Origin of the sequence: Stenomitos frigidus ULC18 (assembly GCF_003003795.1) — a bacterium.
Classification (GTDB): domain Bacteria; phylum Cyanobacteriota; class Cyanobacteriia; order Leptolyngbyales; family Leptolyngbyaceae; genus Stenomitos; species Stenomitos frigidus_A.
This window is the reverse complement of the sequence record NZ_PVWK01000017.1, coordinates 213,358-239,184: the sequence shown is the minus strand read 5'-3', so window position 1 is coordinate 239,184 and position 25,827 is coordinate 213,358. Positions and strand designations below refer to the sequence as shown.

General features: G+C 49.2%; 12 protein-coding genes, 2 tRNA genes, 3 pseudogenes and 1 CRISPR repeat array. Of the genes and pseudogenes, 4 read left to right on the top strand and 13 right to left on the bottom strand.

Annotation, left to right across the window (positions count from 1 at the left end; translation table 11 throughout):
• The 10 genes and pseudogenes from C7B82_RS04495 to C7B82_RS04445 form a co-directional block, all read right to left on the bottom strand.
• Positions 1 to 580 (bottom strand): annotated as a pseudogene (locus C7B82_RS04495) (helix-turn-helix domain-containing protein); the annotation flags it as partial.
• 72 nt (positions 581 to 652) lie between these two features.
• Entirely contained in the window at positions 653 to 1,348 is a 696-nt protein-coding gene (locus C7B82_RS04490; protein ID WP_146141050.1) for a hypothetical protein, read from the bottom strand.
• Between the two features lie 367 nt (positions 1,349 to 1,715).
• On the bottom strand, positions 1,716 to 2,771 hold the full coding sequence (locus C7B82_RS04480; RefSeq protein ID WP_146141049.1) for a PD-(D/E)XK nuclease family protein: 1,056 nt from the start codon (positions 2,769 to 2,771) through the stop codon (positions 1,716 to 1,718).
• A 29-nt stretch (positions 2,772 to 2,800) separates the two neighbouring features.
• Positions 2,801 to 4,414, bottom strand: coding sequence for a restriction endonuclease subunit S (locus tag C7B82_RS04475; protein ID WP_181357344.1), 1,614 nt, complete (start codon positions 4,412 to 4,414; stop codon positions 2,801 to 2,803).
• A 5-nt stretch (positions 4,415 to 4,419) separates the two neighbouring features.
• Positions 4,420 to 4,764, bottom strand: a pseudogene (locus C7B82_RS33570) (HepT-like ribonuclease domain-containing protein).
• Positions 4,754 to 5,044, bottom strand: a complete 291-nt coding sequence (locus C7B82_RS04465; protein ID WP_106255095.1) for a nucleotidyltransferase family protein — start codon at positions 5,042 to 5,044, stop codon at positions 4,754 to 4,756. Before C7B82_RS04465 ends, C7B82_RS33570 begins: the two are co-directional and overlap by 11 nt.
• 4 nt (positions 5,045 to 5,048) lie before the next feature.
• Positions 5,049 to 6,491 (bottom strand): type I restriction-modification system subunit M, encoded by a 1,443-nt coding sequence (locus tag C7B82_RS04460; RefSeq protein WP_106255094.1) that lies wholly within the window; start codon positions 6,489 to 6,491, stop codon positions 5,049 to 5,051.
• A gap of 3 nt (positions 6,492 to 6,494) precedes the next feature.
• Entirely contained in the window at positions 6,495 to 7,565 is a 1,071-nt protein-coding gene (locus tag C7B82_RS04455) for a hypothetical protein (protein ID WP_106255093.1), read from the bottom strand.
• 112 nt (positions 7,566 to 7,677) lie between these two features.
• Entirely contained in the window at positions 7,678 to 10,014 is a 2,337-nt protein-coding gene (hsdR, locus tag C7B82_RS04450) for an EcoAI/FtnUII family type I restriction enzme subunit R (protein ID WP_106255092.1), read from the bottom strand.
• Positions 10,015 to 10,181: 167 nt separating this feature from the next.
• Positions 10,182 to 10,637, bottom strand: a complete 456-nt coding sequence (locus C7B82_RS04445; RefSeq protein WP_106255118.1) for a MerR family transcriptional regulator — start codon at positions 10,635 to 10,637, stop codon at positions 10,182 to 10,184.
• Positions 10,638 to 10,733: 96 nt separating this feature from the next.
• On the opposite strand from C7B82_RS04445, the pseudogene cas12k (C7B82_RS04440) reads away from it, so the two are divergent.
• Positions 10,734 to 12,632: pseudogene (gene cas12k / locus C7B82_RS04440) on the top strand (type V CRISPR-associated protein Cas12k).
• Positions 12,633 to 13,402: 770 nt separating this feature from the next.
• A CRISPR array of direct repeats spans positions 13,403 to 13,881; the repeat unit is 37 nt; unit sequence GTCGCAATCACCTGTCCTTTCTGAGGCAGGTTGAAAG.
• 255 nt (positions 13,882 to 14,136) lie between these two features.
• Here the strand turns inward: cas12k (C7B82_RS04440) and C7B82_RS04435 are convergent.
• Positions 14,137 to 14,210 (bottom strand) — tRNA-Asp (locus tag C7B82_RS04435).
• A 149-nt stretch (positions 14,211 to 14,359) separates the two neighbouring features.
• On the opposite strand from C7B82_RS04435, the gene C7B82_RS04430 reads away from it, so the two are divergent.
• The 3 genes from C7B82_RS04430 (at position 14,360) to C7B82_RS04420 (ending at position 20,540) form a co-directional block, all read left to right on the top strand.
• Positions 14,360 to 14,857, top strand: a complete 498-nt coding sequence (locus C7B82_RS04430) for a GNAT family N-acetyltransferase (RefSeq protein ID WP_106255091.1) — start codon at positions 14,360 to 14,362, stop codon at positions 14,855 to 14,857.
• Between the two features lie 349 nt (positions 14,858 to 15,206).
• Complete coding sequence (locus C7B82_RS04425) at positions 15,207 to 19,916, top strand: CHAT domain-containing protein (RefSeq protein ID WP_106255090.1); 4,710 nt, start codon at positions 15,207 to 15,209, stop codon at positions 19,914 to 19,916.
• Positions 19,917 to 20,469: 553 nt separating this feature from the next.
• Positions 20,470 to 20,540 (top strand) — tRNA-Cys (locus C7B82_RS04420).
• Between the two features lie 1,320 nt (positions 20,541 to 21,860).
• On the opposite strand, the gene cas12k (C7B82_RS04415) is transcribed toward C7B82_RS04420, so the two are convergent.
• Positions 21,861 to 24,338 carry a type V CRISPR-associated protein Cas12k gene (gene cas12k, locus C7B82_RS04415; protein ID WP_106255089.1) on the bottom strand — a complete coding sequence of 826 codons (2,478 nt, stop codon included), beginning with the start codon at positions 24,336 to 24,338 and terminating at the stop codon, positions 21,861 to 21,863.
• Between the two features lie 336 nt (positions 24,339 to 24,674).
• Complete coding sequence (locus C7B82_RS04410; RefSeq protein WP_106255088.1) at positions 24,675 to 24,887, bottom strand: hypothetical protein; 213 nt, start codon at positions 24,885 to 24,887, stop codon at positions 24,675 to 24,677.
• Positions 24,888 to 25,827: the final 940 nt, after the last annotated feature.

Genomic DNA, 25,827 nt, shown 5'->3' with positions numbered 1-25,827 from the left:
TAACTGTACTCGACCGGCATCCACAGCGAAAACCCGGATTCATCGAGATAGAACAAGTCGATTTCGCCCACGGCGGCTGACCATTGCAACATCTCTAAGTCCGCCAGTTTCTTCGCTTTTTCGAGCGGGTCTTGTTTGCCTCGGTGACTGTGACGTGTACGCTTCCAAATCACCCCTTTTTTTTGAGTACCTGTCTGAGGTGGTCGGCACTCAACTGCACGTGCCGCTCGGTGGCTAACTTGTGAGCGAGTTGTTGGCTATTGTAGGTGTGCTGGTCATCTCGTAAGCACGCTTCTAGGTACGCGATGTCCTCCGGTTGCCAGCGGCGTTGCGCTCCGGGTCGGGGCGCATCCCAGAGTCCACCCAGTCCCCGCGCTTGCCAGCGCTGCAAGGTTTCTCGCACTGTCCGCTCGTTCCAGTTGAGAAAAGCCGCTATTTTTTCGACATACATGCCGTGATGACTCAAACGAACCGCTGTGGCTCGGTCTTTCACACGTTGCGGCACGGTGGTCGCGGTGCGAAGCTCAAACAAAGTGCGCTCTTCAGCAGCATTCAGAAAAAGGCGTAAGCGTGCCCCCATATGCTGCACCTCCAAATCGTTGAAATCGATACCTCCATCTAACTTTACATACCGGAGCTTTTCAAGCCTGATCTACTTATTGAATTGGTCGTTAAGAGAAGTGACAGTAGTTTGTCCACTTACAAATCCATGAGCAACGAGATTTCGAGCAGCTTTAGCTAAATCATCAACCACAATAGTTCCTGCGCCTACTTCATGATTAATTAACTCAGTTAAAGACGCAAAACCAATTAGTCGTGCAATAGGGTCTCGAAGATTAGACACATCGACAAAAATATCGATGTACTTTTCAAAGTTTATAGAAGGAGCATTGAGTAAAAACTCAAAGGTTTCTCTTGTTAGAAAATGTACTCTCGTAATGCTATCTGTGGATTGAGGTGGAAAAATCTCGTGATAGCGATATTGATGCTCTTCACCATCAAGTACCTCGGTTACTAAAGCTTCTCTATTAATCAAAGTTGCAGAGTCTTCGCGCGTGACGTATCGAATAATATATAAGTACTGATTAATGTGGTTTCGTGCAACCTGATAGAGCTTTGGTAAGTCTTGCGCTTCTGAGAAAGATGTTTCTAGAATTAAAGATTCAATTAAGAAATCTTTGATTTCAGGAAAAAGATCAGAAAGCCTTGCAAACAAAGTATGTGTTTTTGATGTTGGTTCATGCAGAAGAACAACGTTCTCCTCAAGGAGATCGTCATCTGCCAAACTATAATTAATTTTAGTATTTAGCGGGATTTCAACTTTGTATTTGAGTAAAGGCTGAGTCATGAGTAAAGTTAACTGAGCTGATAAGCTGTTATGCATTTAAATTTTCGAGTCGATCTAAGCCAGAAAGGGGTTTCAGCCTCCTAAATGCCCAGTTTGAATGATGAACAGCTTAATGTAATATACGACCCCTACAATATATTACAAAACCTGTCATGCTGCAACTTTCATCAGGGTGCTACTGCTGTCGCGAGCGGCTTTGAGTTTGACTTCGAGAGCATCGCAGAGGGAGAGGAGGGCATCGAATTTAGCGACAATCCGCTTCTGTTGGGGGTGCACTCAGAAACTAGAACAACAGCTTGGAACTTGGGGGACTTTACAAGCAAAGTTGGAGCAGTTTTCTAGCTTGGTAGCTGAGTAATTGCTGTGTTCATGATTGAGGGACTTGTGTAGCTGCAATCTTATCAATCCAGTCTTGAGCAACTGTCTGAATAGTGGTTAGTGGTTCGTTGTAAGGATATGTTGTAATGTGCTCTAACCTATTTCCGCTGTTGGAGTTCTGTTTGAGAGGGATTTGAAGGTTGTTAAAGAGTGCGCGCGCGCTTTCAAAATCCCCCTTTCTTTCATACCCCCCAATTTTCCAACCTTCTACTGTTAGTACGCAGTCTATTGCGACTACAAAGCTATTTGGTAGATAAATTTCATGAACTAAAACATCTAAAAGTGCTCGTTCTTTGCGGTAGTACCACTGCTTAATCTCTACGGGTTTGTTCTGATAGTCGATCAGGCTTCCCAATTCAGACACTTTTTTACGTAGCTCTGCCTTAAATTTGTTAACTTCTTCCAGCAGAGCAACAATTTCGCTACCTCTCTCGTTGAATAGGTTGAACATACTTTCATCCATTATTGACCCCCTCATTAGGTTTTCGATCGTTTCCATAAAGTCGGTAAGTGAAATCAGGAATTTGGTATTGGCTCCGACGAGGTAATCTCCCATCAGTGGGCGAAGTTTGGAGAAGAAATCGGCATACTGGATGGGAATGAAGCCATGCAGATTTTGGTCTCCTACGGGATAGAGGCTGAGGAGAAACGTGGTCAACTTACGGTGAGAGCGTTGCTGTTGCAGGAAGGATGCGTAGTCGTGAAATGGATTCACGGCTGAGTGGTAGATCTTATTCTCGATCGCAATCAGGTGCGTGTCTGATTGAATCAGGATGTCGATACGGTTTCCGGCTTTGGTTGCAACTTCCCGTTCGACAGTAACGTTTGACTGTGGCTCGTAGTCAGACGCTAAAGACATTAGTGCCTTGAGGCATAGGTCAGATAAGCCATGAGGGGCGTCAGGTTGAAAATAAAATGCCAGGATGTTGCTACAGACGTTTTCGTAATGGGGATAGCCTGCAATCTCCATGAAGGTTGGGTCTTTAATCGGAGATGGCAGGCTTTTGAAGGCGTCTAGGAGTTGGTGAAACTGGTCGGCTTGCAAGGTTAGGTCCTAATTTCAAGAGCGTGGAATCAAGCGACTAAAATCTGTCGTGCGGCGACTTCCATCAGGGTGGTGCTGCTGTCGCGGGCGGCTTTGAGTTTGGCTTCCAGGGCATCGCAGAGGGAAAGAAGGGAATCGACTTTGGCGACAATGCGTTTTTGTTCAGCGAGGGGTGGTGGATTAAAAGGAATTGCTTCGATCTGCTTCGACGAGATGTGTGGTACCCCATTGCTTCTACCAGGATCAATAGAGTTTATGAAAATTGGGGATTGGAGCCACCAGAAAAAATAGTCAGAATCAACTTCATTCGTTAAGAACTCAAACTTGCCGACACGCTGTAATAGAAGGCACGGCAGGTCATTTTTGCTAACTTTTGCAAGCTTTAACCCAGTATTAATAATTGGACGATCAAGAGATATAACAATATCTCCTTCGCCGAGCTTAAATCTTTGAAATTCTGATGCTTGTTCGGGCGAGATTCTAGCAGTGTCATCCCAACGCAAGAAACCGTGACCGATGTTTGCATTACGCAAAAGCTTTATTCCGTTAACTAGAAACCACTCACTCTTGAAAGCATACCCGTTTAAGACCTTTACAAAGTTAGATACTTTCTGGGGCTGAGAAAGTGCATTCTGTTCATTATTGGCTTTTTCAGTTACAAATAGTCCCTGCATAGCCAGTTGCAGGATTGCCTGACGGAGTTTGGGAATGGTTTCGGGAATGCTGTAGAGCAGGTCGAAGTTGTTGCAGATGCGCTGCCAGTGGTGGTGGAAGTCGTCGGGGGTTTGGGCGGTGAGGAGTTGAAAAATTGCACCTTCGTTCATTTTGAGGAGGCTTGCTTGCCGTTGCTGCTGCCGTTTTTCGATTTCGTCACAGACAATGAGGAGGCGATCGCATTTCTCCACAATCCGCTTCTGTTCAGCAAACGGTGGAATAGGCAATATAAATGAATTAACTTCTCTTGTAGCGATACTAGCTTGGTTGATAGCTTCCTTAGTTAGAGGAACTAGCTGCTTTTTGAATACAAAAGACTGAAAAAAAATTTGAATATAGTCTGGAAATATCAAATCCTTGGGTAATTCAAGAGCATAGTTGTTAAATCCTACAATTGCATCTCCGTGCTCTTCTCTAAAAACTGCAGATTTGCCAAGTTTTTCCAAACTATTAACACAGTTTAGAATAACGTCGCCAGGATACAAACGGCAAGAATAGATTTTATCAAATCCATCTAAAAATTTAAAATCAGCGCTTAAATCTAGTTTTCCATTTAGTAAATTTCCAGACGTAATGTATCTAATTCCTAATCCTTCCTGGTTACATTTTAAGGACGGCCCCCTTTTAATTTGAAGCACCAATTTTGAAAGATTTTCCCAACACCATCCATTAGGAAGAGAAAATATGATGTCATCAACATCAATAGTTAGTTTAGATTCTTTTATCTTCTTAATTTTCCCCTCTTTAATCAGAAACTCTTTCCTAGCTTGTACTTTTTGTAAAAGCAATGAAGCTGATTCATCTTCTGAATCTTGAGAAACTAATTTTCCTCGTACAGCTAACTGCAAAACAACTTCCCTCAGTTTATCAACTGCATTTGAGGCATTAGTCAGTAATTCAAAATTCTCAAAAAACGTTTCTACGTTCATTCCTCTCATCCTTCTTTATGTAGCAATGCTTCTAGCAGGGCAATTAGAGGCGGCAGGTTGTTTTGTGCCGTGTTCCAGACAATCATCAAATTTACCTGAAAATATTCATGGACAATCACATTTCGCATATTGCTCATGAATCGCTAGGGAATATCGGGATATTTCACCTGCACTTCAGTTGGAATATTGATTGCAGCTTCCCCAATCACAACAAAATCATAGAGAACTGCTTTTGCCACCAGTTGATTTTCCGCAAATTTCTCAAAGCTGATGTCTGCTGTCAGTTGTTGAATGTTGGCGATCGCATTCAGGATATCACTTACTCGCAGTTGCCAATCTCTAGAGGGCACGGATCACATCCTTCAGCACAGGTTCTCTCAGGTGTTCCCGTAGGGAATCTTTTGTCCCCAAATCCACTGCACACCCCAAAATTTCCTCCAGGTAATGCTGCACCCGAAATAGCTCAAATAAACCAGCCTCCGTCGAAAACTCCACCAAAAAATCGGCATCACTCGTCGCTGTTGCCTCATTTCGGGCAACCGAACCAAACAACTCCAGGGATTTCACCCCCAGATTTTTCAAGGACTCCTGGTGTGCCGCAATAATGTTCAGAACATGCGATCGCTCCATCTCGTTACTCCTGCCGTTCCAGCGACGCCTTCAACTCAAACTTCAGCTTACTCCGCACCTCATCCAACTCCTTCAGCAGCGTCTGATGGGCCTCCAGCATTTCCTCCAGGTCAGCGTGTGCCACATCCACCCGATGCGGGTTCTTGATGTCCAGGTTGTAGTTGTTCGCCTTGATCGTTTCTACCGATACCTTCCAGGCAAACTCCGTCTCCTCCCGGTTGTGCCACCAGGCTTGCTCTGGCTCAAACTCCTCAAACCGAATCGGCTTCGTTTTGTTGTAGGACTTGTACCCGGTGGGATAGGGGTGCTCGTAGTACCAGACTTCTGTGGTTGGCTCTCCCTTTGTGAAAAATAGCAGATTCGTCTTGATGCCCGTGTAGGGGTTAAACACGCCATTGGGCAACCGAACGATCGTATGCAGATTGCACTCTTGCAGCAGCTTTTCCTTAATCCGCGTCTTCACACCCTCGCCAAACAGCGTGCCATCGGGCAGGACGATTGCCCCTCTGCCGCCATCCTCTAACAGGTGCATAATCAGCACTAGAAACAGGTCTGCCGTTTCCCGTGTCTTGAAAGAGTCAAAATTGTTCTCAATGCCGTCCTCCTCCATGCCACCAAAGGGCGGGTTGGTGACAATCACCTGCACCTTTTCCCGAGTGGAGTAATCCCGTAGCGGTCGCGCTAGCGTGTTGTCATGCTTCACCGGAGGCACATCCACCCCATGCAGCAGCAGGTTGGTGATGCAGAGTAGATGGGGCAGGGGTTTCTTTTCAAAGCCTTTGAGCGATCGTTGCAGCGTCTCCTCATCTTCTGCCGTCTTCACATAATGCGTGCGAACATGCTCCAGCGTACTGGTGAGGAAGCCACCCGTGCCGCAAGCAGGGTCAAACACCGTCTCGCCCAGCTTGGGATCGGTCATCGTCACCATGAACTGCGTAACTGCGCGAGGCGTGTAGTACTCCCCCGCATTGCCCGCACTCTGCAAGTCCTTGAGAATCTTTTCGTAGATGTCGCCAAACAGATGACGGTCTTTCGCCGAGTTAAAGTCCACCTCATTCAGCTTGTTAATCACCTGCCGCAGAAGGGTGCCGTTTTTCATGTAGTTGTAGGCATCCTCAAACACATCCCGCACCACCTTGGCGCGTGGGTCGGTTCCGGGACCGATCGGCAATTCCTTCAGCGCCTTAAACAAGACATTATCTACAAAGTCCAGCAGAGTTTCCCCAGTCATGCCCTCCGCATCCGTTGCCCAGTTCCGCCAGCGTAATGCCTCTGGGATCGGTGAGTGATAGGCATCCCGCATCAGCTCATACTCTTCCTCCTGAGCATCAAACACCTTCAAAAACAGCATCCACACCAGTTGGCTAATGCGCTGAGCATCACCATCCACCCCGGCATCCTTCCGCATGATGTCCTGAATGGTCTTAATAGTGGTGCTGATAGACATCGTTTAATTGGTATCCTTTGGCTTGTGTTCAGAGTGAGCAATGAGTTCATCCTCCGAGGATGACAAGCTCTTTCCAGGTGGATTTTTTCCAGGTACGATTTGCTCTGCTTGGCTGATCAGATCATTCGCAAACCGTTCACTGAAACCTACGACGAACGCGATCGCCATAAACGCTAACCACCGATTCACTGGCTTCGACTCATCCTTGGAAACAGTGATAGGTAGCAGTGTAGAGCTAATCAGCGCAAATACGAAAATTCCTAGAAAGGCACCGATTGCTGGTTTAAAGGCTCCAACGAAGACGGGTAGCAACGTTTCCCTATACTTCTGATTTTGGTATTGGTCGAGCCGCAGCATAATACTCACCACACTGCCAGTCGCTCCTGCCATTGCAGACATAATTAGAAAGGCTACGGTTTCGCTAAACTCATCTTCAGTCAATCTTTTTAGAACGTTTTCAGACGCTTTTTGAGGACTGGCTAAAGCGGAGGGAGCAGGTTCAGGTTGCTTAGGTCCGTTTTCAGGCGCTTTTTGAGAACTGGTTGAAGCGGAGGGAGTGGGTGTAGTTGGTCGAGGTGCGACAACACCATGAGCCTTTAACCACTCAGTAGCCCCCCCTAGAAGGACAACCAAAATAATAGGAGTTATCAGGTGAACAGGTAAGGCACCGAAAAGGCCGACAACAACTTTTGTATGAGTTTCTGTTGAATACAAGAAGGTCTTGAAAAAATTGTTGGCTCTACCCCAAAACGGACTTTCAATCTGACGAAGTACAAACTCTGTGTCACGTCTGATATCCCGAACTAAAGCTCTGTTTGGTTTTTTATGCACTGCACACGCAGCAACTTCAAGACCAGGAATCACCGCCTCTAATCTTCGCTGCTTAACCTTGTCCCCTTGATCTTCTGCAATTAATAAATCACTCTTTAGTTGACAGGTAACACGAAGTACTTTGGCAACTTCCTCTTGAAAATCATGATCAAATAGTGTGTCTGCGAGAGAGGCATCTTGTATCTTGCGAATCACATCGTCAAGTTGGATAGAAGAATTACTATTTTCAGTCAAGTCACCCATAAGATTTACTAAGAAAATTAAATTTAGAAGATGTGTCTTTACCAAAAAGCCAATTGGCAATTGATGCCATGATATCCTGAGCGCTTGCCGATCTTTCCACTAGGATGTTATATCATGCAACCTTGTAGAGCTCTGCAGTCATCTCCTGAACTGCCTGGAAGTACGCTTGCCTGCTCCCAAATCGCTTGATAATCTCAGTCGGTGTGCCCAATCGATTCATCGGTTGAACTTTCAGAACATTAATATCCTCGATGTTTTCAATGCCCTCATCGGCATACTTATTCAGAAGGGCAGCCAAAACGTCTCTGACTTGCTCTCCGTATTTCGTAAAGTAATCGCGCTTGCGAACCTGTTCCGCCCGTTCTCTGCGGCTCAACGGCGGCTGATCAAACGCGACATGGCAAATCAGGTCAAACGAATCGAAGTCTTTACCGACTTCCTCTGCCAGCGCCTCTAGCAGAACACCCCGCTCCTCCAATGCCCTCAAAATCTCTTGCTTCTGCGCGGCCTCACTCCAGCGCTTGAGGAAGGCATCCAGCGACGCAAACTCCTGGCGCACCGTCTTACGAGTAAAGTCCTTAATCGACTCGGTGATCAACCTACCATCAGGGCCGTAATACTGCACCCGTTCCCGTACAATGCCTGCGCCTTCAGTTGCCACTACATACTTCACGCGCCTGTTGCTGCCAGTCGTGGGACCAACGATCACCACCTCTTCCCCAACGTCTTCAGCGGGTGGAACGGTAGGCTCTCCCGTTTTCGGTTCATAAATCTGCACCGGATCGCCATCAAAGTCCGGGTCGTAGAACAACTCGGTCGCCTTCTTGAAGTCCATGATGGTGAAGTACAGCTTGTGGTACTCCTCGTTAATGCGAGTGCCCCGTCCAATAATTTGCTTGAACTCAGTCATGGACTGGATGCGGCGATCGAGCACAATCAGCTTGCAGGTTTGAGCATCAATGCCCGTGGTCATCAGCCTGGAGGTTGTGACAATGACTGGATGGGTTTCGTAAGGAGCAATGAAGTTATCCAGCTCTGCCTTGCCCTCATTCTCATCCCCCGTAATCCGCATGATGTACTTACGATTCTGGGCAACCAGTGCCGCATTCTCGTTCACCAGCGCTTTTCGCATCCGTTCCGCATGGTCGATATCCTCACAAAAGACGATCGTCTTCATGTAAGGGTCGCCGCTCTCCTGCAAAAACTGCGTGATGCGCTGGGCAACCAGTTCAATGCGTTTCTCGAAGACAATATAGCGATCGATGTCCTTCTGGTTGTAGATTCGATCCTCAATCTCCCGCCCATACTTGTCCTTTTGTCCCGGTTGCGGTTGCCATCCTTCCAGGTCTTTGTCAATGTCAATCTTCACCACTTTATAGGGAGCCAGAAAACCGTCCTCAATGCCCTGCTTGAGCGAGTAGGTATAGAGCGACTCCCCAAAATACTCAATGTTGGAAATCTCTTTGGTTTCTCTGGGTGTTGCCGTCAAACCAATCTGAGTTGCCGATTCAAAATACTCCAGGATCTCTCGCCATGCCGAATCTTCCGCCGCACTGCCCCGGTGACACTCATCGATAATCACCAGGTCAAAGAAGTTGCGGGAAAACTGCTTGTAAATGTCCTGCGCTTCCGTCGTCCCCGAAACAGCTTGATACAGCGACAGATAAATCTCAAACGACTTATCCGCTTGCCTTTTAGTAATTTTGGTCATCGCCGACCCAAACGGCTTAAAGTCGTTCGTTTTCGTCTGGTCGATCAGAATATTGCGGTCAGCCAGAAACAAAATCCGTTTCTTCGCACCCGATCGCCACAAGCGCCAGATAATTTGAAATGCCGTAAAAGTCTTGCCCGTTCCCGTTGCCATGACCAAAAGAATGCGGTTTTGCCCTTTGGCGATCGCCTCGATCGTCTGATTAATCGCGTTGAGTTGATAGTATCGGGGTTCTTTACCACTCCCATCAAAGTAGTAATCCTGGGTCACGATCGGCTCAATTTCAGGCGCAATCCCTTTCCAGATGCAGTACCGCTGCCACAATTGCTCCGGCGAGGGAAACTCATTGAGGGCAAATTCTCGTTCGACTTGGGCTGCATTGCCCGTGCGATCGTGCTCCAAAAAGGCATCCCCATTAGAACTGTAGACGAAGGGAATACCCATAATCTCGGCATAGGTGAGTGCCTGCTGCATCCCGTCGCCGATGCCGTGGTTATTGTCCTTCGCCTCCACGATCGCCAAAGGAATGTTGGGCTTGAAGTAAAGAATGTAATCTGCCCGCTTCGACTCTCCCCGACTGACCAGTTTACCTTTGGGGTTAACTCGTCCCTTCGTAAACGTCACTTCTTCCCGGATCTGGGTCTGCACATTCCATCCAGCCCCCACGATGCTGGGAGTAATGTACTTTGTGCAGATGTCTCGTTCACTGAGAGAACGCTTATCGAACTCTTCTGCCATAGGGTAAGGCTTGGTAACACTGGATGGGAGGCTTCAGCGGCTTACACAGTGTTAGCGCTGTGACCAATCATTTGTGCCAGAGCAGTAAGAACGTGTAAGACACCGACTTTTGCAGTGTGCCAGCCTTGGCGTTTCCCGTTTTCCGACTTATGCTGACGGCTAAACGCTTAGCTGGGACTACTAACCAATTGAAGCCTTTTTTCCGGGCGTTTGCCCAGTGCTTCGATCTGAATCGGGACGATCGCCCGTCCAGCCTGAATGGCCGTGATCGCTTTCTGTTCATCAAATTCTGTACAACGCAGCGTTTCCTCTCCGGCACTTTGCCAGAGCATAAACCGCTTTTCAGTCTTGCCATGCAGCGGCAGCTCGAAAAGCTTTGGGTCCACTGCTCTCAGAAAGTTTAGAGCCGATTGGCAAACTTCAAAGCTCAAACCAACCGAAAGCAAATACTCCATCAGCGTTAGCGCTAATAAGTCCGTTACGGAGTAATACACGTTGCGCCCTTTCCCTGTCGTGTTCACAGTCGGTACAACAATCTCCTGCTCTCGCCAATACTGCAATTGCCGCCGAGAGCATTGTGTAATCTCAGCCGCTTCTGTACTCGTAAAAAATCGTCCTTCCATACGATCCATCGTACAAAAAGAAAGAAAAAACACCTTAGCCTCTTGAAAACATCGTGTTTTTATAGTACTTTAGTTCTACTTGACGGGCTATACCTTATGAGTCAAATCACGATTCAATGTGGTCTGGTTGCCAGTGCCTCTACTCGGCAAGCACTCTGGAGTTTGATGGCAGAGCGCAATACCCCCTTGATTAATGAAATCTTGGAGCAGATGAGCCAGCATTCAGACTTGGAGACCTGGCGGCAAAAGGGAAAGCATCCAACGGCGGTTGTGAGTCAACTTTGCCAACCCCTTAAAACCGATACCCGTTTTACGGGGCAACCCTCACGGCTCTACACTTCTGCTGTCCACATGGCAGATTATATCTACAAGTCTTGGCTCAAAATTCAGCAGCACCTTCAGCGCAGGGTGGATGGTAAGCTGCGCTGGCTGGAAATGCTCAAAAGCGACGAGGCGTTGGCTCAAGAGAGTGGCGTCGAACTCCTCAGCCTTCGCGATCGTGCCGCTGCGCTTCTGACTCAGCTTCAACCAGTCACTGCTTCAGGCAAGCCCACTCAGAACCCAGGCAAGAAGAGCAAAAAGAAGGTTGCCTTATCGGATCGGAGCTTGGCGAACCAACTGTTTGAGCGCTATCAGGATACAAAATCGGTGCTGGAGCGCTGTGCGATCGCCTTCCTGCTCAAGAACGGCTGCAAAGTGCCACAGTAAGACGAAGACCCACAGAAATTTGCTCAACGTCGCCGTAAGGTCGAGATTCAAGTCAAGCGACTTCAGGAGCAAATCGAGGGTCGCCTACCGCATGGGCGCGACCTGACCGTGCAGAGCTGGCTTGATGCGCTTGAAACAGCCACTCAAACTGTTCCAAGAGACAATGCTGAGGCTAAACGCTGGCAAGATCGTTTGCTGACCAGACCGGGCGTGCTCCCCTTTCCGCTCATCTTCGAGACCAATGAAGATTTAGTTTGGGAGAAAAACGCTAAGGGTCGGCTCTGTGTCCACTTTAACGGGTTCAGTGACCACGCCTTTGCGATCTACTGCGATCGACGCCAGCTTCCCTGGTTCCAACGGTTTTTAGAAGACCAGGAGACCAAACGAGCCAGCAAAGATCAGCATTCTAGTGGCCTTTTTACCCTCCGCTCTGCTCGTCTAGGATGGCAGGAAGGCGAAGGGAAAGGGCATCCCTGGGATGTGCATCGGCTCACCCTCTACTGCACCATCGACACGCGGCTCTGGACGGTTGAGGGGACTGAGCAAGTCCGTCAAGAAAAAGCAGCAGACATTGCCAAGAAAATCACTCAAATGGAGAGTAAGGGCGACCTTCGGGCAACCCAGCAAGCGTATGTCAAACGCCTAAACTCTACCCTGACTCGGATTAACACAACGTTCGATCGCCCCAGCAAACCGCTCTACAAGGGGCTGTCTCACATTATTGTCGGACTGAGCCTGGGTTTAGAAAAGCCTGCCACGATCGTTGTTTGGGATGCCCATGCGATCCAACCGCTTGCCATCTATGGGATTCGGCAACTACTCGGTGAGAATTATAGGCTGCTGAATCGAAGACGTTCGGAGCAGCAGAAAACCGCCCATCAACGCCACAAGGCACAAAAGCGATCAGCCCCTGACCACTTTGGCGAATCGGAACTGGGGCAGTACGTTGATCGACTGCTGGCAAAAGCGATCGTGGCGATCGCTAAGCGCTACAACGCGAGCAGTCTTGCCTTACCCAAGCTAGGCGACGTTCGAGCCATCGTCGAAGCCGAGATCAAAGCTAAAGCCGAGCAAAAAAGTCCAGGCTATCTGGAAGGGCAACAGCAATACGCCAAGCAGTATCGCGCTAGTGTTCACCGTTGGAGCTACGGCAGACTCCTTGAGAACCTTCGCAGCCCAGGCAGCAAACTTGGCCTGGCTATTGAAGAAGCGAAACAGCCCCTGGTTGGCAGGCTCGAAGAGAAGGCGAGAGCTGTGGCGATCGCGGCTTACCAAGCCCGCGCTTAAAAAGGGTTGTAGTCCAAGTTTTGCACCTTGAAAACCGAATGATTTAAACAGCGCCGCGACATATGCTGCTTGCAGTCTACGTTCGTGCAAAATAAGGGTTAGTTTGGCTGTCGTCAGACAGTCTTGCTTTCTGACCCTGGTAGCCCTCTTTAATCACTCTGGCTGGAGTGAACTCTAAAAGCCTGATCTGGTCTCTGTCTTTCACTTTAGCTGCTCAAACGTGGACCAAGAGTGGAAGTCATGGCAGGCAAGACTTTTAGCTGTTTCTCTGACAAGCGTGGTAGAAGAGGGATAGGCTAATCGTCGTTTAAGTTGCAATCCTAGAAAACGCAGAAAATTCTGCGAACAAGGGGCTTAAGCCCCTTGCCCATGCAACTTGAATGCACATCAGCTTAGCTGCTCACCCTGATGCCGTCGGATAGGAGACTTCGGTCTCTTAAACGAGATTAAGTCATAGTTGAGGCGTTAGTCTGCTTCAATTATGGCGTCGGTGCGCTCCCGGCAACAAGGGCGCGGATGTACTGCTGTAGTAGCTACCGAATCACCCCCAACCAAGGGGGAACCCTTTTCTATTCTTCCTTTCAGCGGTCACCAAAAGAGTAATTTTTTGCAGTGATTCGCGCAAAGGCTCAAAGCCTTGTGCTGCATCGGTTTCATGATTTTAGATCAGCTCTAAATTGTGAAAGCTCAGGTTTAGAGAAGGGCAGGCAATGCGATCCGCGCAAAGACCTTCTGAAACTTCTGCCTAGTCTGGGTTTTGGTTGGCTGCCGTCGCAATCACCTGTCCTTTCTGAGGCAGGTTGAAAGGCGGCAATTCGTGGAGAGCGCGATCGCGGCTCATGTCGCAATCACCTGTCCTTTCTGAGGCAGGTTGAAAGTTGTTGCCGTGCCAGTCATGGCGGCTACGCTCGACAAGTCGCAATCACCTGTCCTTTCTGAGGCAGGTTGAAAGCGACAGGCTGACGTTTTTGCTACCCTGGCAGCACACGCATGTCGCAATCACCTGTCCTTTCTGAGGCAGGTTGAAAGAGCCAAGCCATTCAAGCCACAGTGAAAGGAAAGTGATGTCGCAATCACCTGTCCTTTCTGAGGCAGGTTGAAAGAACCAGACCACCATCCGTGAACGTCTGTCCACTCTGGGTCGCAATCACCTGTCCTTTCTGAGGCAGGTTGAAAGAAATCAGCGTCATGAGCCGCCTGACAACTGCGCGAGTCGCAATTACCTGTCCTTTCTGAGGCAGGTTGAATCCCAGCCATCGAATGCTGCATCATTTTTATTGATTCAGAGAATAAAAGCTTAAATAGGTTCAAACCAGAAAAGTAGAAGGAACTCTAAATTCTTTGCGGGTTGAAAGAGAGCACCGCCCTGTCATTTGGGGTGTAACGACAAATAATCTGTCACCACCAGTTTAACGACAGCAAATTGGCACAATGACACCAATTAGTCACCGATGACACTATTCTGTCACCAGCGACAGCTAATTAGTCACTGTACAGTAGACTACGGGACTGACGGGGCTCGAACCCGCAACTTCCGCCGTGACAGGGCGGTGCTCTAACCAATTGAACTACAGTCCCTCGATGCCTTTTTAGAGGCGATCTACATTGTGACGATCGCTGCCAGTTTTGTCAAACACTTTCTTTGTTTTTCTTAAGCGGTCTTGAAGAGCTGACGCAAAACCGACTTTGTGATAAGTTCCAGCCAACGTGGACGCTAAGGGGCAGTAATGTACATTCGAGACGCAGTAGAAGCGGATTTGACGGCGATCGTCGCGATTTACAATGCAACGATCGCTGGCCGTGTGGTGACAGCCGATCTGCATACCGTTACAGTCGAAAGTCGCTTGCCTTGGTTTTACGCGCACAGTGCCGACAAACGACCGCTGTGGGTGATGGATATAGACGGAGAGGTGGCTGGTTGGCTAGGGTTCCAGTCGTTTTACTATGGTCGGGCTGCTTACGATGCGACGGCGGAGCTGAGCATCTATGTCTCCTCAAATTACCGTCGCAAAGGCATCGGACAAACGCTATTGCAGCAGGCAATCGCTCAAAGCCCTGCTTTCGGCATCAAAACGCTCCTGGGGTTTATCTTTGCCCACAATGAACCGAGCCTACGCTTGTTTGAGCAGTTTGGCTTTCAGCGGTGGGGCTATTTACCTGGAGTCGCAGAGTTTGAAACGCAGCCCCGTGACTTGGTGATTATGGGTTTACAGTGCGGTAAGTAGATTTGGTCAGCGGTTAGCGGTTAGCGGTCAGCGGTCAGCTTTTTCTGCCTTCTGATACCCAAAGGCTCCTCACACTTCAAAAAGCATTGCTCTAATGCCGCTCCCATTTTTTCATGCCTCTTCTTTGCGAAAGGTTTTTGTGCAAGGTTGTTCAATCATGTGATGATCGCTTGGAGCGCCCACCCAAAGCTGTTTACATGAGTGCATTTGTCAAGATTTATACCAGCTTTCGGGATGGGCATCATTCGGCATAGATTTAAGTTTTGAGTACCGAGCTTGATCGTGGATGATTGAGGCTTGCTCAAGCAGTCGCCGTTGTGAGCGAGGGGTTTCTTCATTGAGGCACACTATGTCACCGCTGATTTCGCTTGTCATGACGACGTACAACCGGGAGCGGTATCTCGGTGCCGCGATCGAAAGTGTACTGCAACAGACGTTTACCGATTTTGAACTGCTGGTTTGGGATGATGGCTCTGACGATCGCTCGGTTGCCATTGCCGATAGCTATGCTCAGCGCGATCGGCGGGTGCGTGTGGTGACTGCCGCGCATCGGGGACGGGTAGCAGCCCTTCAGGCGGCGATCGCGCATACAACGGGCACCTACCTCGGCTGGGTGGATAGCGATGACCTGCTGGCTCCCACAGCGCTGGAGCAGACGTTACTTGCCTTTCAGGAGCATCCTCAAGCGGGGATGGTTTATACCGACTACCTCGACATTGACGAACAGAGCGTTGTCATGCGCTATGGAGAGCGGTGTCGCATTCCCTACTCCAAAGAGGGGCTGTTACTCGACTTTATGACGTTTCACTTTCGCCTGATGCGGCGATCGGTCTTCGAGCAGGTCGGCGGCATCAGCCGGGCTTTGGACTATGTGGAAGATTACGACCTATGCCTCCGCCTTTCGGAAGTGACTGAGATTCGGCGGGTCAGGCAGCCACTTTACTACTACCGCAACCATGCCGACAGTGCTTCTCAAGGATGGCGACTGGAGCAGGTATTGCGCGCTCGAGCAGCAGTCACCCAGGCGCTCAAACGTCGGGGCTTGGCCGATCAGCTTGCAGTCGACGTCCGTTTTCCTGACGGGCGCTTTTTTCTGCGACGCAAGGCTGCGCCTACTCCAGTGAAAGCTCCTTTAGCTGCCAAAGTCGGGTCGCTCCTGGCGTCCTTGCCGTTACTGGGAATCATGGCAACGGCTCCGGCGCGCGCGCAGTCGGTCACAGCATCCCCCGATGGCACGAATACCAGCGTGACCCTCAACGGCAACCGTTACGACATTAGCGGCGGCACCCAGGCTGGCAGCAATCTGTTTCAGAGCTTTCAGCGGTTTGGGCTGTCTGCCAATGAAACCGCGAATTTTCTGGCCAATCCCCAGGTGCAGAATATTCTGGGACGCGTCGTGGGCGGTGAAACTTCCCTCATCAACGGACGGCTGCAGGTGACGGGCAGCAACACCAACTTGTTTTTGCTGAATCCGGCAGGCCTTGTGTTTGGTGCTAATGCCAGCCTGAATGTGCCTGGTTCCTTTACAGCAACGACTGCGAATGGGATTGGCTTTGGCAGTGGCTGGTTTAATGCCAGCGGCACGAATGACTATACGACGCTGATTGGGTCTCCAGGAGCATTTGCGTTCACGATGGCGCAACCAGGCGGTATTGCTAATTTCGGCAATCTAGCGGTGCCGTCAGGTCAAACGCTGGCACTGCTAGGTGGCACGATCGTCAGCACTGGAACCCTGGCCGCACCAGGAGGACAACTCATTGCCGCTGCTGTGCCCGGCCAAAGCCTGGTTAAACTCAGCCAGCCTGGAAGCCTGTTGAGTCTGGAAATTCAGCCGATCGCGCTCAGTCAGCCCACGACTTTGCCCAATGCCTGGAGTTTGCCGATCGCCTCTCTCCCTCAACTGCTTACGGGTGGAAATTTTGGCAACGCCACCGGAGTGAGCGTGAATTCTGATGGCACCGTTGCCTTGACTGGCTCGGCAACGGCGATCGTAACGGGTGATGTCGTTGTTCGTACTGCCACAGCCCAGACGGCTACCCTTGCTGCTAACCGCAACCTGACGCTGGTAGAGAGCCAACTGCAAACAACGGGAGACTTAAATTTGCTGGCGCGGGAGACGGTATTCATTCGCGATAGCGTGGCCAATCCATTTACAGCAAAAGCGGGTGGGATGCTGACGATTCAGGGCGATCGGGGCATCGATATTCTGGCGCTCAACCACCTGCAAACGGCACCATTCCAGAGCGGTGGTGATCTGAGCCTGATCAGTGATGGTGTGATTTCTGGCGATTCCCACTTTGGCAGCAAGGGGAATTTCTCCATCCTCACCCGATCAGGACAACCGGGGAACCTCATTAGTCTCTATGACCCGATCGTGACCTCAAGTGGAGATGTCACCTTTGGTAATTACACAGGTGCCGCACTCAAGGTAGAAGCTGGAGGCAGTATTACCGGGGGCAACATCACGATCACTGGTCCTGATACTCCTATTAATATTCCTGCTACCGATCCTGATTTCACTGTTTTGACGACTGAACGGGCACTCATTTTGCGGGCAGGGATCTCTGTTGCAGCCGCCAACATACCTCAAACCCAGGGAGGCACCACGTTTAGCTCTCCCGGAACGACAGCTTCACCCGCCAGCATTACGGTTGGAAACCTCACCACTAGCGGCGCAGGGTTCGACAATGGGGGATCGGTGATTTTGGCCGCACCTGGCAATATCACAACGGGCACGATCAACGCGTCCTCTACAGGCACCTCGTTTGCGTCTTTAAGCGGAGGAGACATTAGCCTGACTGCTGGTGGCTCCATCACCACAAACGATATCAACTCGTTTTATACAGGGGGCAACGGCTACGGCGCTCAGGGGGGGGCTGTGACACTGCAAGCCGGAAGTAGCATTTTGACTGGCACCATCAATGCCTCAGCCATTTCAAATGCCACGTTTGCGATCGGCACCCCAACCTACCAGGGAGGAGCCGTTACGCTTACCGCTGGTTCTGCCCCTGGCAGCAACATTACCTTTACGAGAATCGATACGCGCGGCATCGAAACCCTGCTGAATGCGACAGGCGCAGGGGGCGACGTGACAGTCACAGCAACAGGGTTGGTACAAGGCACACAAGCAGGCACCACAATCGACACGCAAGGAACAAATACGGGCGGGACGGTAGCGATTCAACACGATGGGGGGCCGAATAACCTCCCCTTTGTGGTTGGGTCTGCCAGCACAAACGGTACAGCAGGCGCAATCAACCGGGGCGGCGGCAACGTCATCGCCTCCGGTAGTTTTCCGGTGCAGGCAAACACAATCACGGTGGTACCCGCGACTGGCATTGCCCTGACTGCGGTGAACACGCCACCGACCCTGAGCGCCACCACATCCCTCTCAGGAGCCATCAAAAATACTCCGTTTGTGATCAGCTATGCCGCGATCGCCCCGACAATCACCGATGTGAACCAGGACGTGACGACGCTGACCATTGCGTCGATCGCCCCTGGTGCAACGCTCACCCTCAACGGCAATCCGGTCGTTCCTGGCAGTGTCACGCTTGCCCCTGGTGATGTTCTGGTCTATACGCCACCGACCGATGCCACGGGGCTGCTGAACGCCTTTACGCTGAGAGCCAGCGATGGGGTTTCGACCTCAAACCCAGTGCAGGTGCAGGTGCAGGTGGCGGTCAAGGTCAACATCCCAGACCTCTGTGCGCTGACAAGCTGCTCCAAAACGGATCTTAAACCGAACGTCACTCCACTGCAAACCTTCAAACTGGCACCAGACACCCCAGAAGACCGCTTCACCCGCACGTTCGAGTCTTACCTTGGCCTGGAAGATACTCGTCCCAAATCTCGTGAAGAACCACGCGACATCGCCCAGCGCATTGAAAAAGATACGGGAGCCAAGCCTGCCTTCATTTACATCAGCTTTGTGCCCGCCTCGCTAGGCGTGACTCAGCAGCCAGACCAGGCAAAGCAACTGCAAACGGACGACGTTGCGAAGTCAGATGCCACCGATCAGCTTGAACTGGTGGTGATCACCGCAAAGGGTGATGCTATTCGCAAGCGCCTTCCCGAAGCAACGCGTAGCAAAGTCATTGCCCTGGCACAACAATTTCGCAACGAAATCTCCGACCCGCGCAAAACTCGTGCTGTCACCTACATGGGTATGAGCCGCCAACTTTACCAGTGGCTGATTGCACCGATCGCCCCTGACCTGCAAACCAGAGGCATCGATAATCTGGTGTTTTTGATGGATACCGGATTGCGATCGCTGCCCGTGGCTGCTCTTAACGATGGTCAAGGCTTTTTGATTGAGAAATACAGCCTTGGCGTTATGCCCAGCCTGAGCCTCACCGATACCCGCTACCGCAACATTCGAGACGTAAAGGTATTGGGGCTAGGCATCTCAGAAAGTACGCAGGATCAGCCACCCCTACCAGCCGTACCCGTCGAAGTCTCCATACTGGTCAATCAACTGTGGTCAGGACGGCTCGCCTTCAACAACAACGTCACCCTCGAAAACCTCAAAGCCTTTCGGAAAGAGCAGCCCTTTGGCATCATTCATATGGCAACTCACGCCGACTTTTATCCGGGCGCGAACAGTAATTCCTACATCCAGCTTTGGAACGACAAACTTCGGCTTGATCAGGTGCGTCAACTGGGCTGGAACGAGCCGCAGATCGAACTCCTGGTGCTTAGCGCCTGTGCCACGGCTTTGGGCGATCGCGAAGCCGAGCTAGGGTTTGGGGGGCTGGCTGTCCAAACGGGCGTTAAAACCGCCGTTGCTAGCCTCTGGTACGTCAGTGATGCCGCCACCACTGCCCTCATGACCGGCTTCTACAAAGACCTGCGGACGGCTCGCATCAAAGCTGAAGCACTCCGCAAGGCACAACTCGATATGGCAAAAGGACGGGTCTTTCTCGAAAATGGTCGCCTGCAAGGTATCGAAGCAGGCGAAGGGATTCCTTTACCCCCCGCCAGCCTTGCGGTACGCGATCGGCAACTCACCCATCCCTACTACTGGGCGGCCTTTACCATGATTGGCAACCCGTGGTAGGAAAAAGCTGAAGACTTTACGGCTTCTTGTCTGTCACAGCAGTACCCTGTTGCGGCTAAATCAGCGCGTGAACGTAGCTTGATTGTTCAATCGTTGTTCACCAGCTTGTGTCAGGGGACAAATCGACTATCCTGAAGCCCGGTTTTGCTTCATCCAGCGCGACAGAAGCGCGAAAACATGCGCAAAAGTACTTAATTTACTGTGATACGGCGATCGAGCACCGCAATCAGAGCCTTGGGATTTTGAGCAACATACTCCTGTTCAGCCGGTCAGAGCCGCCACAAAAAACAGATATAGCTGTTGTCAAAAAGCTTAGGACATTGGGATCAAAGGGGGAGTGGGGGCGTGAGTATGGCTATAGCTATAGTGCAGGTTCATCAAGATTGGCGCATTGCCAGTAGAGCGTCACTGTTGTTCCAACCTCTCCAATGTTTCTGTTGCCAAACAGCCATATCTATAACCCTTTGCTTATGGATCAACATAGACACATTCAGTAGATCAGTAGCGAATGAAATTTGGTATAGTCAAGTTTCGGCAGATAAATTATAATTCCGGCGGCATGGCCAAGTGGTAAGGCAAGGGTCTGCAAAATCCTCATCCCCAGTTCGAATCTGGGTGCCGCCTTCAAGGGTGAGTTGTTGTACGGTCGCACGCTAAATGTCGCGATTCGCGCGTTAGTGTCGTTTTTGCTGAATTTTAGCGTCTTGCGACGATATTCGTACTTTAATGTCGTTTTTGTCGTTTTCGAGCACTTTTCGCACACTAATGTCGCTAGCCGCTGACAGTTTGAGAGGGCTTGAGCGGTACAGCAAGCTAGTAAAGGCAAAGTTGACAGGAAACTGAAACTGTTAAGTTAGTCAAACTCCATTGACCGCATCTAAAAAACTAACGCACCTAAACCATCAGGTTTAGGTGCGTTAGTTTTTTAGATGTAATGTGCTGTTAACTTTACCGTACACAGGGTTTTGCAGACCCTTGCCTCTTTCATCCTTCCCAATAGACAGAATTGTAATAGAACGGATGCTACCTATGACATCCAATATGCCAAAATAGCGGCTTCGCTCAACTATGAATTCGGTACTCTCAATGGTTCTTTTATTCCGCCCCAAGCCAAAATAGTCATTGCGACAATGGTACTGCCTTTCAGGAACCTCGGCGCTTTAAGCTTTCATTCCACCCCAAGCCAAAACAGTCATTGCGACCCTTGGCATCAAGATTCCTAGCTGGCAACGGTTTCAAGCCAAACCCCTGCTTCTGCCTCACTTTTGCCCTTCAGTGAAAGGCTTTAGCAAGCAGCAGTGATCGTAAAACCTTTATCTAGCCAGGAATACAGGAATTTGGCAAACGTGCCAGGAATATTGCTCCCGCTTCGGTTTGCCAAAAAAATTGGGAAGATTCAGTAGCCACTTTAAGGACTTCCAAAATTTAAGTTGTCCCAAAATACCGAAACCTCCAAGCAGGGTTTGCCTTATGGTTTGGATCTGAGACGATTAATTCCCTAGAAGTCCTGGGAACCATGCCCTACGCCAGTAACAAAGCAGAAAAGCCTCTTTGCTAAAGACATATAGATCCTTGCGGATCATACTCACTTATCTGGTCGCGTAATTTATGATTGAATCAGGTAAGGAACCTATGCCCTAACTTCGCTCATAACCAGACAGCCACACACATTGCTGTAGTAGGGTAAGGTGTCAGGGCACCTCACCAGGAGCAAGCAGCTACCGAGGGTCTGACAGTATCCACCTTGCGATGGTAAAACATAACCCTCTCGATCACTTAGTTCGTCGGTTAGAATCACTTAAGGAAAAGCTTGTGACCGATCCAAAGTGACTCTCCGTTCACTAAGACTAATCCCCAGCACAGAGACACTAAAAGACCTGAGTCTGTAGAGCATGTACCTTCGACGCATGGCTCAAATAATACTGCTTTAGGCAGAAATTGCATTCACGTTTGAGCAGAATTTAACGAATCGTAAGCTGCGATTGCAAGGTTTGCTGCCTGTTGAAACACATCTGTTTCAAACACAGTTTTTTGTAAAACAACTTCTATACCATGCGTGGCGGCACAATCCGTGATTGCTTGGCTTAAACGGTTGTAATCCCACTGATGCAGCCGTTCGCCATGTGCTTTGGTGTATCGAGCCATCGCTTGTTTGTTGCCATTGCACTTAAGTTTGGCTCTGGCAACTAGCTGGCTATATAATCGCTCCCGCCATCCACCCTTGATCGGGATGACGATCGTGCTAGCTTTGTACGCCTGTGCTAATTCAACTAACCCTTTGGCAAACAAACGGTCTACCTGTTGACCTAAGCCAGATTCAGTCTGATGGCTATACCGCTGTGCTTGCTGATCTTCTTGGCGTTGTTTTGAGTGTTCCTGTCGTTGCCGAAAATATTTTTGGAGGAGCCTGTAACCTTCTGATGAAATCTTAGGAGCGCTGCGGAGGGCTAAACGCTTACGGCGCATCGCATCCACGACGGTCACGGCAAGATGTGTGTCGAGATCAAGGAGCACACCAACAAAGATGTTGGGGACACCTTCGTAAAGGGGGCGATCGGGACGCCCAAACGGTTGGGCAGCTTGGAGACAAGCTAGTTTTGGGCGTAGTTTGGCAAGATCTTCCTGAAGCTGCTGAATCTGCTTTTTCAGATTCCTAATGCGTTTGAGTTGCTCTTGGCTCTTGGCAGCTTCTGGTGCTGCTTGCTCCAACTTGTCCAGCCGGTCTTGCTGCTGTTCCAGCTTTGCCTGTTTCGCCTGCAACTGCTGCAACTGTAGCTCCAGCTTGCGCTGACGCATCTTTTCTGAACCCTGACGTGTCAGAGCCTCGGCATTAAAAGTCCAATGAATCGTGAGCTTGCATTCATTCCAGAACCCTTGTTCGCTGGACTGCTGAAACACCTCGCAGTGGGAGCACAACTGGGCATCTTTTTGATCGCTGGCTTCTTTAGGCTTCCAGATCAGTTCAATGGAACGGAGCAGCATCAAGCTCCCTGTAAATGGATCCTTCTTTGAAGATTGAGCTTTCCTTTCAGAGGCGTTTTTAGTTTGCCAGTCCTTCAGAAAGGTTTTGATCAGCGGCAACTGACGATGGTGGCAACGTACCTCAAAGAGCAAGTCACCCCAACCATTTAACTTGAAGAAAATTTTCCCTTTTTGATTCATTTGCCACGATCGGACATCATCGTAGCCAAAACTAATGGGGTAGGGTAGAGCTTTGGGCTCTCTCAAGAAGTCGTGTAACTTTGGTGTGATTGACTCATGCCAAGCAAAGAAAGCAGCTTCAACTCTTTCTGCCTCAAGTTTGATGGTTTGCAGTAAATAAGACCCAAGTTGAAGATATTGCTGTGCAGAGGCAGCGTGCAGCATAAAAGCATAAATCAAAACTCGATAGTAATGGAGATCACCTAATTTGCTCCATTGAAGTACCAGTGTTGTCAGTAAGTGCCGCTCAAGTTGAAGATACTCGTTGGCATCGGCAAGATAAAGCAACAGTGAGAAATACAAAAAGTAATACCGCTCAAGCTCGGTTGCATCTGAGTTCGGCATGGCAATTACCGCTTCCAGATGGTGCTCAAATGCCTGTTCAGGAAAGAGATTTCTGGCTCTCGGAAGCTGTCCTAGAAGCTGCTTTTCCAAACGTTCTATTCCAACTCGCTGCGCTTCCAAACGCTCAGTAAGCGTTAGAGGCTGTGTAGAGATGCTTTTGCCCTTTCTCTTTCTCTTTCTAGGCTTCTTTACTTCCGCGTGGGTCTTACCTCCATTTTTGAGCAGATGAATAATGGCACGGCGAGCTAGAGTCTCTTCTGTCTCGTCAAATTTCTGGAATAGGGTGTTGAAATCTACATGATCATTGCTGCCAGCATTCGTTCCATTGTGAGCTTCTAGTTCGGCTAGGATTTGCGCAGCTCTTATCTCGATTTCCTGCTGGCTAAAATTACTGGTCTCAGCTAAAGCAGCATCACTTTCAACAACTGCCAACCAGCGTCGTTTTCCCCTTATTTTATGGATCAATTTTTGGTGAGCAGCAAACCAGCCTTTGAAGAGTTCTTCAACGCGATCGATAGCTGAGGTATAGAAGCGTCCAGACATCTTACTAAACTGAGGCGTGCTTGCTAGAGCATCACACAATGCTTTGACTAACCCCTCTGGCAACCCATTTTGCCCCTGCTTCGCTTCTGTTTCCTGAGTGGTGTCATCCTGTCTTTGAAGCTCTTGACTGCTACGTATCCAATTGATGAGCTTATGATGCTGTTTGATCTGGCTAACGATCGTATCGACCAGCAGCGTATGTTTATAGCTAAATTCACATAAACGGCACCAGGCTGCTTCATCAAACGAGGGCAGGTCCTCTGTGACTCCCTTCCTTTTACGACGCTGGGTGATTCTGACTATGGAGTCAGTTTTAATAGTCCGCATCTGCATATCTGAACCGTCTCTAAGTCTCTAAGTAAAGTGCAGTGTCTAATCACTCAGGAACAAGCAGTAAATAAATAGGCATGGGTTTAATTCAGTAGATTGAGTACTACTGCAACTAGCTCCAAGCTTGTTACGAGGGCAATGAAATTTACCGCTCTTAACTAAGAGCTTCGAATTCAATCGCCAAAAAAAGCCAAGCGCTTAAACTTTTGCTTGTATAAAGCATCGGAAAATAAGCCTTCATGTGTTAAATGAATGCTGACGCTGTATTTGATTTCGCAATCGTCTCACTTGATGGTCTGACTATGGGGACTGATGCATCAAAGTCTTTTCAGGCTCGCCTTATTCTCCTGTGGAGGGAAGTGTTGTTAGATCGCCGACTGAAAATTGATTAACTGCATCCATAAAAACTAAAGCATCCTGACCAGTAATGATTGTTTCTTCATAGCCGGATGCCCAAAGAATTGAAACGGTGGGAGGATCTGGTAGAAATTGAACCTGCTGAACACAATCGATATTGAAGATAAACTTAGATAGTGTTAGAAAATGCGCCATATTGACCTTTGCTTGATCAAAGAGAAGTGGACATCATTTGAGTCAGGAAAAAGCTTCTTTCTCTTACGTTAAATAGTCATTGCTTCTAACAATCAAAACTGACTCGAAGCACGATTAATCTTTGCAGATACCAATTTGCTTAACAACAACCTTGACTACTGATCTTTTGCGGTTCAGAAGGTCTTGCCTGCCGAATTAATAAGAAATATTAAGTCATCGTGTTTTTGAGGCGAAAACGGCTTATTTTAGTAAAAATTTCTGCTCATAAGTGCGCTTTAAAATTGAAAATGTCTGTAAGCACCAATTAAGCACATATGGGAAGTGCTTGATGCTCGATGGGGAGGTGCTTCCAGGGTTTGGGATATTTCAATACTCGCGGCTAAGAGATTGATTTTTGAGAACGCGATGGATCAGACTTTGAATCTCTATAGACAAAGTAAAAATGAGATCAGTGTGAAATGCTTCTACTGCGTATAAAATCGTACTAAATTGGGCGAAAAAGTCAGTTTTAGCAAAAAAACGCTATAACTTAAACCAATCAAAATGCAGGTCGGTATAGAAATTTCAGAAGCTTTGGCTTTGCGTATTCATACTTTTGACGCTTGACGACTTTGGCGAGTTGCTTCTTGCCATCGCACTGCTGGCTTCACTGTTAATGAAAGTGTTGCGGTTAGCAGCTAAGGATGAAACAAAGTGTAGTCTTGCTTGGCAGCCCAGTTGCTGGGAGCAAGAGAGAACCAGCAACTGGACTGCATGATTCTCCTGCTGCCGCTGTTCTCGCCACTCATGGTCGTGCTGTCTCTGAGGGCAGGATTATTGGACCAAGCGTAGGTCTGATCAGCATTGCCCGTTTTTTGGCTGGCTATTGACAGCAGGCGGCAAGCCTGATTGCACAAAGGACCTGAAAATTCTCACCTGAGAGCCAGTCCACCGAACACTA

What these genes read in the sequence shown, in the direction of transcription:
- C7B82_RS04490 (WP_146141050.1), bottom strand. Translation starts at nt 1,348, where the DNA reads ATGACTCAGCCTTTACTCAAATACAAAGTTGAAATCCCGCTAAATACT.
- C7B82_RS04475 (WP_181357344.1), bottom strand. Translation starts at nt 4,414, where the DNA reads ATGAACGTAGAAACGTTTTTTGAGAATTTTGAATTACTGACTAATGCC.
- C7B82_RS04465 (WP_106255095.1), bottom strand. Translation starts at nt 5,044, where the DNA reads ATGGAGCGATCGCATGTTCTGAACATTATTGCGGCACACCAGGAGTCC.
- C7B82_RS04460 (WP_106255094.1), bottom strand. Translation starts at nt 6,491, where the DNA reads ATGTCTATCAGCACCACTATTAAGACCATTCAGGACATCATGCGGAAG.
- C7B82_RS04455 (WP_106255093.1), bottom strand. Translation starts at nt 7,565, where the DNA reads ATGGGTGACTTGACTGAAAATAGTAATTCTTCTATCCAACTTGACGAT.
- hsdR (WP_106255092.1), bottom strand. Translation starts at nt 10,014, where the DNA reads ATGGCAGAAGAGTTCGATAAGCGTTCTCTCAGTGAACGAGACATCTGC.
- C7B82_RS04445 (WP_106255118.1), bottom strand. Translation starts at nt 10,637, where the DNA reads ATGGAAGGACGATTTTTTACGAGTACAGAAGCGGCTGAGATTACACAA.
- C7B82_RS04430 (WP_106255091.1), top strand. Translation starts at nt 14,360, where the DNA reads ATGTACATTCGAGACGCAGTAGAAGCGGATTTGACGGCGATCGTCGCG.
- C7B82_RS04425 (WP_106255090.1), top strand. Translation starts at nt 15,207, where the DNA reads ATGTCACCGCTGATTTCGCTTGTCATGACGACGTACAACCGGGAGCGG.
- cas12k (WP_106255089.1), bottom strand. Translation starts at nt 24,338, where the DNA reads ATGCAGATGCGGACTATTAAAACTGACTCCATAGTCAGAATCACCCAG.
- C7B82_RS04410 (WP_106255088.1), bottom strand. Translation starts at nt 24,887, where the DNA reads ATGGCGCATTTTCTAACACTATCTAAGTTTATCTTCAATATCGATTGT.